At 60.8% G+C, this 10,389-nt stretch carries 11 protein-coding genes; 6 read left to right on the top strand and 5 right to left on the bottom strand.

Features of this window, described 5'->3' with window-relative positions; genetic code table 11:
* Positions 1-358 precede the first annotated feature (358 nt).
* The gene (locus tag VMW12_02685) at positions 359-1,051 is read right to left on the bottom strand and encodes a hypothetical protein (protein HUZ48631.1); all 693 of its coding nucleotides are present in this window, start codon (positions 1,049-1,051) and stop codon (positions 359-361) included.
* A 30-nt stretch (positions 1,052-1,081) separates the two neighbouring features.
* Between VMW12_02685 and tmk the strand changes: the two genes are divergently transcribed.
* Both tmk and VMW12_02675 read left to right on the top strand, forming a co-directional pair.
* Entirely contained in the window at positions 1,082-1,690 is a 609-nt protein-coding gene (gene tmk / locus VMW12_02680; protein ID HUZ48630.1) for a dTMP kinase, read from the top strand.
* Positions 1,687-2,706, top strand: coding sequence for a hypothetical protein (locus VMW12_02675; protein ID HUZ48629.1), 1,020 nt, complete (start codon positions 1,687-1,689; stop codon positions 2,704-2,706). Before tmk ends, VMW12_02675 begins: the two co-directional genes overlap by 4 nt.
* A 9-nt stretch (positions 2,707-2,715) precedes the next feature.
* Here the strand turns inward: VMW12_02675 and VMW12_02670 are convergent, their stop codons facing one another.
* Both VMW12_02670 and VMW12_02665 read right to left on the bottom strand, forming a co-directional pair.
* Positions 2,716-3,417, bottom strand: a complete 702-nt coding sequence (locus tag VMW12_02670) for a hypothetical protein (protein ID HUZ48628.1) — start codon at positions 3,415-3,417, stop codon at positions 2,716-2,718.
* A gap of 4 nt (positions 3,418-3,421) precedes the next feature.
* Complete coding sequence (locus tag VMW12_02665; protein ID HUZ48627.1) at positions 3,422-4,216, bottom strand: S-methyl-5'-thioadenosine phosphorylase; 795 nt, start codon at positions 4,214-4,216, stop codon at positions 3,422-3,424.
* A 49-nt stretch (positions 4,217-4,265) separates the two neighbouring features.
* On the opposite strand from VMW12_02665, the gene VMW12_02660 reads away from it, so the two are divergent.
* Positions 4,266-5,888, top strand: a complete 1,623-nt coding sequence (locus VMW12_02660; GenBank protein ID HUZ48626.1) for a peptide ABC transporter substrate-binding protein — start codon at positions 4,266-4,268, stop codon at positions 5,886-5,888.
* A 99-nt stretch (positions 5,889-5,987) separates the two neighbouring features.
* Positions 5,988-7,055: a DUF4189 domain-containing protein gene (locus VMW12_02655; protein HUZ48625.1), complete on the top strand. Its 1,068-nt coding sequence runs from the start codon at positions 5,988-5,990 to the stop codon at positions 7,053-7,055.
* A gap of 21 nt (positions 7,056-7,076) precedes the next feature.
* On the opposite strand, the gene VMW12_02650 is transcribed toward VMW12_02655, so the two are convergent.
* Positions 7,077-7,553 (bottom strand): bifunctional nuclease family protein, encoded by a 477-nt coding sequence (locus VMW12_02650; protein HUZ48624.1) that lies wholly within the window; start codon positions 7,551-7,553, stop codon positions 7,077-7,079.
* A gap of 108 nt (positions 7,554-7,661) precedes the next feature.
* Between VMW12_02650 and ychF the strand changes: the two genes are divergently transcribed.
* Positions 7,662-8,756, top strand: a complete 1,095-nt coding sequence (ychF, locus tag VMW12_02645; GenBank protein HUZ48623.1) for a redox-regulated ATPase YchF — start codon at positions 7,662-7,664, stop codon at positions 8,754-8,756.
* Between the two features lie 98 nt (positions 8,757-8,854).
* Entirely contained in the window at positions 8,855-10,114 is a 1,260-nt protein-coding gene (locus tag VMW12_02640; protein ID HUZ48622.1) for a Glu/Leu/Phe/Val dehydrogenase, read from the top strand.
* Positions 10,115-10,185: 71 nt separating this feature from the next.
* Here the strand turns inward: VMW12_02640 and VMW12_02635 are convergent.
* On the bottom strand, positions 10,186-10,389 hold a 204-nt coding region (locus VMW12_02635), incomplete at its 5' end, for a hypothetical protein (GenBank protein ID HUZ48621.1).

The following is a 10,389-nucleotide window of genomic DNA, read 5'->3' as shown; positions in this document are numbered from 1 at the left end:
TAAGCAAAATGGGCAACGCCAATCTACGCAGAGCGCTCTATATGCCAGCCCTCAGTGCCATGACTACCTCTACGGCGCTCGCTCGGTTTGCCACCAGACTAAAGCTTCGAGGAAAGCGAGGGAAGCTCGTCGTCGCTGCTCCCATGCGGAAGATGCTCACGATCGTCTACGCGGTCCTCAAGAGCCGACGGCCCTATGTTGAGGGCACCGCCGCTTGACACCAAACCACGGTATCTGCGCGCTTCCTACTCCTGCGTTTTTGTGCAACGTTCAAAGGAAGTCGACATCCATGTCGATTGCACAAAAATCACAGGTTCCCCAAACGAGGTGAGGTCTCCAGGCGCGAGAGACGCGCGAGCTAGACGGGCGTGATCTCGCCGTCGTCGGTAATCAGAAATCGCGTGTCGTAGGCGACGGTTTCTTCGTTTCGTCGAATCCGGCTGTGCACGTTGAAGCGGTGTGCGGGTTTCTGGCCTTGGCGCTTGACCAGCCCGCCGTAGAACAGCTTGAGCAGGGGCGTCTGCCCGGGTTTTGGTTCGTCGAGTTTATTCTGCTTCACCAGCATCGCGACGATTTTCTGCTGCAGCACCAGCGGCAGCAGTCGATAGGCGTCGTCGATTTTCTCGCCCATTTCTTGATTTTGCATCTTACGGCGGTCGACTGGTTCCGGCGCGTCGGTAACGTACCGTACGATCGTATCCCAATGGTCGGCGGCAATGCCGACGAACTCGCCCATGTAGCGATTCCACGTTTTGCCTTGGTGCTGCACTTGATCGTGGCGGACGGCCTTGAGGCGAATCGGAATATTCTGGTCGCGGATGCGTATGATGAGCGAATACTCGGGCGTCGGTATCACGTCGGGAATGATGAACATCAATCCGTTCGGCGAAATCTCCGAGCCGATTCCGGGTTTGACGTTCTTGGTGTCGCTTGGGCTAGGCTGATACCAGAGGTGAAACGCGCCGGCGCGACGCTGGTACTGTCGGCGATCGCCTGCCCGGCCTAGAAACCATTCGATCATATCGTTGAACATGGATCCGTTGGGAGTCATGCTCATCTCGTTTGTCGAATCGTGTTGGTCATGTTCGTCACCATCGAGGGCATTGAAGGGAGCGGGAAAAGCACCCTGTTACGTGGCCTTACCGAACGATTACGCTCTGCGGGCCGCGAAATCTTTGTCACGCGCGAACCCGGCGGAACTCCGGTAGGTGACTCCATTCGTAGAATCGTGTTGGAACCCGGCTTGCACGTCGCATCCTTGACTGAGGCTTTACTCATGAATGCAGCCCGGGCGCAGCACGTTATCGAGGCTATCGCCCCGGCGCTCGCTGCGGGCCGGGTGGTGCTGTGCGACCGGTTCGCCGACTCGACCCTGGCCTATCAGGGCTATGGGAGGGGCTTGGACATGACGATGCTGCGCAACATCATCGACGCCGCGACCGGTGGGCTCACACCCGATCGCACGTTCCTGCTGGACGTACCGGTGCACGTCTCGCGCGAGCGCCTGCGGGAGCGCAACGCGCGCCTCGATCGCCTTGAGAACGAGCACGATGCGTTCCACGAGCGCGTCCGGCATGGTTTTTTGGAGCTCGCTCGCGATTCGCATCGCTTCGTGGTCCTGGATGGGCGGCTTCCGTCCGACGTGCTGGTCGATCGTGCTTGGGCCGATCTTGCGGAGATGGCTCTGTGAGCCCCGGGACGTTCGATGTAATCGGCGCGGCCGGCCCAAGGCGTTATTTCGCGGGCCTCGCCAAGGAGACGATGGCCCACGCCTATCTCTTCAGCGGCCCGCCCGGCTCGGGCAAGAAGACGTTCGCGCGGCGATTGGCGCAATCGTTGCTGTGCGAGGCTCCCAAGGACGGCGTTCTCGGATACGACGGAACGTGTGCCGCGTGCCGGCTCTTTACGGCCGGAGCCGACGCACGCCATCCCGACTTCCTCGAGCACGTGGGGGCGCTCAAGATCGGCGATAGCGACGGAGCGACGGGATTTTACGAGCAAGAGGACCTTACGGCGCGCGATCTCGTCAGGCAGCTCTCGATGCAATCGTATAGCGGCGGCATGCGCGTTCTACTGCTCGGTGATGTCGAGTTCGCGACCCACCACGCCGCAAATGCGTTGCTCAAATTTTTCGAGGAGCCGCCGCGCGACGTCGTCGTGCTGCTCACGAGCTCCGCCCCGGGGCGCTTGATTCCCACGATTCGATCGCGATTGATCGATATTCGATTTGCGCCGTTCTCCTCCGACGAGCTGGGGATGCTCCTGGCGGCCCAAGGGAAGACCGCCGAGGAGATCCGGTTAGGCGTATCGCTCGGGCACGGCGATGCGACGCGCGCGCTGGATGCGCTTGCGGGGGGTGACGAATCGGTGCGCTCGAGCGTGGCGGAGTGGTTCTTCAGCGTGGTGAGCGGCGAGACGCCGGCGGATCCGTGGGCGACGCGCGAGACGCTCTACGAAGGCCTGGGCACCATCAAGACGTTGGTGCGAGATTGGGTAGCGATCGCCACCGTTGGACCCGATGCGAAGGTGATGAGCGTCGATTATGCGAGCCAACTCGAGCGGCTCGCGCGGCCGCATGCCGGTGCCAGCGTCGCGATGCTCGCGCAGATCGATGAAGCGCAACGTCTTTCGCGCACGAACGTCAGCCCCGCGATGGTCAGCGAGATCGTTCGGATGGCGCTGACATCGCGGGGGACGGGCTCTTAGGCTCGAGCGCTAGTAGCGCCCTCGAAAGGCCGTCTCTTCGTAGAGGGCGGCAAACGGAAAGGCCAGGTATGCGAGCAGAACGGCTCGTACCGCCGCCAGCACGAGTTCGTACTCGATCGGCGTGAGGCCGATGGCATACTGCGCGACGAAGATCGGCAAGTAGATCCATAGGGCCACGAAGACGATTGCGAGTACGGCCGATCCGATGGGGTTAGCGCGAACGGCGCGGATCGAGCCGGAGATCGCGAGCCCGCCGGGTAAGCCGCCGATCGCCGCCGCCGGTATGGTGAGGATCAAGAAAAAATATGCTGCGAGTTGCAAGACGTATTGCCCGATCGCCCCGAGGATGCCGCCGACATACGCCGCCGCGTAGACGATGAACTGAAAGCCGATTGCGGCCAGGATGATGCCGCCGGATTTATGGCGCGCTTCATCCCAGGCCACGTCGAAGCTCGTCCGCGTGCCTCGCAACAGGCCGCTGGCGTAGATGACGCAGACGCCGAATGCGAACATGTAGACGATCTGCACGAAGAGCCCGAAGATGCTGGCCCCGAGCCCTCCTAGAGGATCGGTCATCAAGGGTGTGACCGCGGAGATCAGCAGGTCGACCACGGCCGCAAGCAGCGGCAGCAGTAGCATCGCCGGATTGCGAACCAACATCGGTATTGCACGAACGTATGCCCCAAGATCGAGCCGCGGCCCGCGTTTCATACGGTTACCGAGCCCCTTCGAGCGCGTGGTGGCACGAGCAGTCGGCGTGAATGTCGATACCGGCGACGATCTTCCCGATCGCGTTCTTCACGCGTTCGTTGTTGCTCTTGAAGACTTCGATCACTTCGTGGTGCGAGACGGGCGTCATGCCTTCGAGGCCGACGTCGTAATCCGTAATCAGCGAAATATTGACGAAGCAGATCTGTAGTTCGCGGGCGAGATACGATTCCGGATATTGCGTCATGTTGATGACTTCCCAACCCTGGCTCTGGAACCACTTCGATTCGGCCCTGGTCGAAAAGCGAGGCCCCTGAATGACCACGACCGTTCCGCGCTCGTGCGTGTCGATGCCGAGCGATTTGAGCGCGTCGATGGCGATCGGCCGTAGCGTCGGGCAGTACGGATCTGCGAAGCTCACGTGCGTGGTGACGGGGCCATCGAAGAAGGTGTCCTGGCGTCCACTGGTTCGATCCACGACTTGGTCGCAGACGACCATCGAACCCGGCTTGACCTCGGTTTTGAGCGAGCCGCACGCATTGGGTGCGATGATGTGGCGTACGCCGAGCATTTTCATAGCATAGAGGTTGGCGCGATAGTTGATCGATTGCGGTGGGAAGCGGTGATCCCTGCCGTGACGCGGCAAAAATGCCACGCGCTTTCCGGCAATCTCGCCGAGGGCGATTTTATCGCTCGGGGAGCCGTATGGTGTTTCCACCCACACTTCGCGAGCGTTTTCGATCAGCGAGTAAAATCCAGAGCCACCAAAGACGCCGATGTCGGCGCGTTCTGTCGTTTCCATACGGCCGAGGATTCGAGGTGCGAGGTCGGGACCCTCGAATCGATCATGCGTGCTTCGATCGATGGCGTTCGCCCTGCTGATGGTTGCGTGCGCCGGATGCGCTCGCGTCGCTGCCCCTACGCCGCCGGGCCATCGCCACCCGTGGACGACGCCGCACGTGTTGCGTTTCGCGGACATCTCGGAGCCCGACCACCTCAATCCCTATCTCTCCGAGATGGATATCACCTACGATCTCTCATCGCTGATATATTCGTACCTCATCGTCGCCAACGATCGTGGAGCGCTGATCGGAGACCTTGCAACCACGGTCCCAACGCTCGCTAACGGCGGCATATCGCGCGATGGCCGCACGTACGTCTACCATCTCCGCCGCGGAGTCCTGTGGCAGGATGGCACCCCGTTCACCTCGCGCGACGTCGTTGCGTCCTGGAAGGCGGTGGTCGCGCCGAAGAATCTCACCATCTACCGCCAGGCCTACGAACGGGTCGCATCGATCGATACGCCCGACGATTGGACGATCGTCGTGCATTTGCGCCATCGCTACCCGCCGTTTCTCTCGCAGTTCTTCGCACCGCTGCAAGAGGGCGGCAAGCCGATTCTTCCGGCGCACGTGCTGGCGCACGAAAGCAGTTTCAACCGCGGCGTATTATCGCGACATCCGATCGGCACCGGTCCGTTTCGTTTCGTCGCGTGGCATCATGGCGACCGCATCGAGCTGGCGCGCTTCAATCGCTATTTTCGCGGACGCCCAAAACTGCGCCGCGTCGTATTCCAAGTGATCCCGGACGATCAAAGCATCTTGACCGAGATGCGGCTGCATCATATCGACTTGGTCGTTTCACCGCCCGCGGCGCTTTACGAAGCCTATCGATCGCTCCGCGATGTCGTGACGCAACTCGTTCCCTGGAACGCGCAAGAAGTGCTGGTATTCAACATGCATAAGCCCGGTTTGGGCGACCTTGCGGTTCGGCTCGCGTTATCGAACGCGATCGATTATCGCGTGCTCATCGACAAGGTTTCGCACGGTGTCGGAGAGACGGCATATAACGTCTTCGCTCCGACCGCCGTGGGCTATCGGCGCCTCCCACCCTATCGATACGACCCCGATCGCGCGAACGCCATTCTCGACCGCGCGGGCTGGATCCGAGGAAGCGACGGGATCCGTCAGAAGGGCGGCGTTCGCCTGAACTTCACCCTCGATGTCGTGAGCGGCTCGATCAATCTGAACGAAATCGCGCTGCACGTGCAGCGCGATTTGCACGCCGTCGGCATAGGGCTCGCGATCAAGCAGTACCCGTACGACACGATCTTCTCGCCCGTTGGGCCGCTCTACCGCGGCAATTACGATATGGCAATCTACTCGACGACGCTCTCGTGGGATCCGGATGCCGAAATCTACTACGGCTGCGATCAAGGCTACCCGCATGGCGAGAACTTTTTCGGATATTGCAACCACGCGTTCGACGCATACGAGCGAGCCGGCCTGCGCACCGACGATCCAGCCGCGCGCGCACACGACTATCGCGCGGCAAGCCGCATCCTGCACGAAAGCGTCGCCTACATACCGCTTTACGAACTGCGACGAATTGTCGTGCGCTCGGCGGATTTACGCGGAACACGCGACAACCCCACCGCGACCCCGTGGTGGAACGCCTGGCAATGGGACATATAGCCCGGTCTGGGCGAATTGGGGAGGGCTCGCTTGGCACCCGAAGGAAATCCAGGTTAGTTTTTTAGACCCTAAGCCCTCAGCCTACGGAGTGCTTATTTTATGAAGATGCGTCGCACGTCCGGCATCCGCTCACTGGCCGGATTTCTGCTCGTAGCCGCGTTATCGGCCGCGATGATGCTGCCCGCCCTCGCGAACAATCTATATGGCGCAATTGCCATATCACCCAGCACCGGCAAGGTCTCGGGCTCGTGGAATTTCCGCAATCAATCCGCGGCCAATACCCGCGCCATTTCGCGCTGTAACGCCTTGACGAACGGGGCGGGCGATTGCATCGCAACGGTCGCCGTGCACCAACATTTGTGCGGAGCGCTGGCGACGGATTCGGTTCATGGAACGTGGCGGGGGGGCGTTGCGAATACGCGTGCCGCAGCCAAAAGTGCCGCGCTCTCGAACTTGGGCTCCTCCAACGGCCGGATCGCTTATTCGCTCTGCAACTCCGGCAATCAGCAATCTGCCGGCGCGTCCAGCACCGAGTCGGCGGTCGCGGGTTTACTCGTCGGCGCCGCTGCGGTTGCGTTGCTGACGCATCACCCCCATCCCGCGGCAACGGCCTCCGTGTACGTTCCGGCGCCGGTCGCTCAGGACCAAACGGCGTACGTCCCCGGCGCGCAGACTTCCGTCCCGCAATCCGCGAACAGTTCGCAATACACCCCTGTCGGGCCGTCGCATCCGCTCGCGCTCGTCGGTGTGAAAGTGCATGCCAGCGACGTCATCAACGCGATTCTCCCCATATATGCGAGCATTGACGGCAACGTCGTACAGTCGCCGGTACTCGGGCAGATCGTCGGCGGCACGGGCGGCACTGAGACGGTCTATCAGCCCGCCGGTTACGTGCTGACGGGCTTGGACGTTTACCGCGGCAGTTATAAAGGCAACGACGAAGTGGTCGGGATGCGGGTGTATTGGAGCAAGCTCTTGCCCGAAGGCATCGCTTCGACCGGTGAGATCGAATCTACGATTATGGCTAGCAGCCCGCCTGGCCTGACGATTAAAACGCTGCGCGCCCCGGCGGGTGAGTACATATCGAATTTGGTGCTCACGCCGTCAACCCATCCCGACGGGTCGACCTACATCCACGACATTGCAATCGTAACGACGAGGTTGTAGGTCGCAGGTTACGGTTCTAGGCTACCGATTGAAATCGCTGGGTTTAAGCTCTTCGAGAAACTTTTTGAATTTCGACATCTCCGATTCGTCGATCGCAGACTTATCCGCAGTGGCTTCTTCCAGAACGATCTTGTCCGTAACGTAGATCGGCGCTTGCATGCGTAGCGCGAGCGCGATGCCGTCGGACGGGCGCGTATCGATTTCTTGTATCGCGCCGTTGGTTCGAACCAGCAATTTAGCGAAAAACGTCGAATCCCGGATGTCGTGAATGACGACCTGCTCGAGGCTTGCGCCCAGCGTTTCTAAAATCGTGCGCATCAGATCGTGGGAGAGCGGCCTCGGAACCGGGGCGCCTTCGAGCGCGAGCGCGATGGCCGTCGCTTCGAAAGGTCCGATGAGAATCGGAAGGTAGTGCGACCCGTTCAAATCCTTGAGGATCACCACCGGATCGTGTGTGAGGAGGTCGATGCCGAGCTTGTCGACCTTCATCTGTCGCATGCCGTCGTATCCGACACGGGATGCACGTTTTCTTGCCAGGGGAAGCATCCGATTACGGCGACCAAGTAGGTCGGCGGGTTCGCGCGCACGAACCGAGGGCCGTTCATCATGGCACTTTCATGCGGTATTGTCGGGCTTCCTAACGTCGGTAAGTCCACCATTTTCAACGCGCTGACGCGCTCGGCTCAAGCTTTAGCGGCGAATTATCCGTTCGCTACGATCGAGCCCAACGTCGGCGAAGTCGCCGTCCCGGACGAGCGTCTCGGCGTACTCGAGAAAATCGTCAGCGCTCGACGGATCGTGCCGGCAACCGTGCGCTTCGTCGATATCGCCGGTTTGGTGCGCGGGGCCAGCACGGGCCAAGGCCTCGGGAACGCATTTTTGAGCCACATTCGCGAGACCGATGCGATAGCGATGGTGGTACGCTGCTTCGAAGATAGCAACGTGACGCACGTCGAAGGCGGGCCCGATCCGAAGCGCGACATCGAGATTATCGGGATCGAGCTCGCGCTCGCCGATTTGGCGACGCTGCAGAAGCGGGTCGATAAGCTCGACCGCGAGGCGCGAGCGAACCCGAAGATTCGCTATAAGGTCGATGCGGCCAAGCATCTGGTTGAGGCCCTCGAAGCGGGCAAGCCGGCGCGCAGCTTCCCCGCCGATTCGCCCGAGGCTGAGGTGGCCGCCGAGTCGTTCCTCATCACCGCCAAGCCGCTCTTCTATGTCGCCAATATCGACGAAGCCCAAATCGGCAAGCCGGGCCCCCTGGTGGCCGAGGTGCGTGAGGTCGCGCAGGCCGAAGGAAGCCGCGTCGTAGTGCTGTGCGGCAAAATCGAGGCGGAGCTGGCAGGCCTCTCCGATGAGGAGGCCCACGAATTCTGCCAGGAACTGGGCATCGAGCGCAGCGGGCTCGACGAGTTGGCTCTGGCCGCCTACGACATCCTGGGATTGATGACGTATCTGACGGCGGGCGAGCAAGAAGTGCGGGCCTGGACCGTCGCCAAGGGCAGCAAGGCTCCGGAGGCGGCCGGGAAGATTCACAGCGACATCGAGCGCGGATTCATCCGGGCCGAGATCGTTTCGTACCCCGATTACGTCAAATATCGGACGATGGATGCGCTCAAATCGGCGGGCCTTCTCCGCAGCGAAGGCAAGGACTACGTGATGCAAGAGGGAGACGTGGTCAACTTTCGCTTCAACGTTTAAGCGCTGCGACTTTTCCCGATGTGCCTTTACCAAGGTGTTTTGACCGTTCGGCACCAAAGTGTATCGGGTTTGGAGTCGTCTGGAGGCTTTATCTTTTTATGACCACTGCTGTGCGCGAAGTCTCGGTTTTCGGTGACGGGATCGCTTATTTCAACGAAGCGGCCGATTTGCTGGAACTCGATGCGGGCATGCGCCAAATTCTGACGCACCCCTCGCGTCAAATTATCTTTTCCATACCCTTTCAACGCGATACCGGCGAGTTCGAAGTCTTCACCGGTTACCGCGTGCAATATAATTTCGCTCGCGGCCCGGCCAAGGGCGGCATCCGCTATCATCCCGGCGTTACGCTCGACGAGGTAACGGCGCTCGCTTTCTGGATGACGTGGAAGTGCGCCGTCGTCGATCTGCCGTTCGGCGGCGGTAAAGGCGGCGTCACGTGCGACCCGTCGACGCTTTCGAACAACGAACTCGAACGCATCACCCGCCGCTACGCAGCGGAACTCGTCGAGGTCGTGGGACCCGATAAGGACGTCCCCGCTCCCGACGTCAACACCACGCCGCAGGTGATGGCGTGGTTCATGGATACCTACTCGATGCATACGCGGCAAAACTGCCCGGGCGTCGTTACCGGTAAGCCGCTGGAAATCGGCGGATCGCGCGGGCGCGTCGAAGCGACCGGCCGCGGCGTTACGATCTGCGCGCTCGACGAGATGGCGCAGATGGGCATCGCGCCCGAGGGCGCCAGCGTCGTGATCCAAGGGTTCGGTAACGTCGGCATGTACGCCGCGAAGCTCTTTGCGGAGCGCGGATGCACGGTGCGCGGAATATCCGACGTAACCGGGGCTTATTACAACAAGAACGGTATCAATATCGTCGAGGCGATGGAACACGTCGGTAAGCACCATAACCTGGCCGGGTTCCAGGGCGGCGATAAAATCAGCAATGCCGAGTTGCTCGTCAGCGAATGCGACGTTCTCGTACCGGCCGCACTCGAAAAAGTGCTCACTGCCGAGAATGCATCGAAGGTCAAAGCCAAGCTCATCGTCGAGGGCGCGAACGGTCCGACGACGCCGGAAGCCGCAAAGACCTTCTTCGATCGCGGGATCGTCGTGATTCCGGATATCATGGCAAACGCGGGCGGCGTGACCGTCTCGTACTTCGAATGGGTTCAAGACCGCATGGGCTACTTCTGGAAAGAAGCCGAAGTCAACGAGCGCCTCGAGGACGTGCTGCTCACGAACATCCACGAAGTGCGCCGGATCAAGATCAAATACAATACGACGCTGCGCACGGCGGCCTACATGCTCGCCATCGACCGCGTCGTCAAAGCGCTGACCTTGCGCGGGATTTACGCCTAGCTAGGGACGCCGCAGCCCAGGTTCGTCGTTATCGGCGCGCCCAGGGGTGTTTGGGGAACCGCTGTTGGATTTCACATCCTGTGAAATCCAACGCTGCTGCGTTTTTTGGGCAAAACAAAGTTTTGAAGTTCACATCCTGTGAAGGCCCAAAAAATCGCAGCTTCCCCACGTACCCCTCCGCGCGCCGATAACGACGAACGCTTGTGCCGATCGTTATTCGCGACTAGCGCTGTGGTGCTGCTGATTGAGGTGGCCGCAGTGAGCGTAATGAGCAG

The organism is Candidatus Dormiibacterota bacterium (genome assembly GCA_035532835.1).
GTDB lineage: Bacteria > Vulcanimicrobiota > Vulcanimicrobiia > Vulcanimicrobiales > Vulcanimicrobiaceae > DAHUXY01.
This window is presented reverse-complemented; position numbering and strand designations above follow the sequence as displayed.

Coding starts and splice junctions, on each gene's coding strand:
- VMW12_02655 (HUZ48625.1), top strand. CDS start 5,988: ATGAAGATGCGTCGCACGTCCGGCATCCGCTCACTGGCCGGATTTCTG.
- VMW12_02685 (HUZ48631.1), bottom strand. CDS start 1,051: ATGACTCCCAACGGATCCATGTTCAACGATATGATCGAATGGTTTCTA.
- ychF (HUZ48623.1), top strand. CDS start 7,662: ATGGCACTTTCATGCGGTATTGTCGGGCTTCCTAACGTCGGTAAGTCC.
- VMW12_02665 (HUZ48627.1), bottom strand. CDS start 4,216: ATGGAAACGACAGAACGCGCCGACATCGGCGTCTTTGGTGGCTCTGGA.
- VMW12_02640 (HUZ48622.1), top strand. CDS start 8,855: ATGACCACTGCTGTGCGCGAAGTCTCGGTTTTCGGTGACGGGATCGCT.
- VMW12_02650 (HUZ48624.1), bottom strand. CDS start 7,553: ATGCGACAGATGAAGGTCGACAAGCTCGGCATCGACCTCCTCACACAC.
- tmk (HUZ48630.1), top strand. CDS start 1,082: ATGTTCGTCACCATCGAGGGCATTGAAGGGAGCGGGAAAAGCACCCTG.
- VMW12_02670 (HUZ48628.1), bottom strand. CDS start 3,417: ATGAAACGCGGGCCGCGGCTCGATCTTGGGGCATACGTTCGTGCAATA.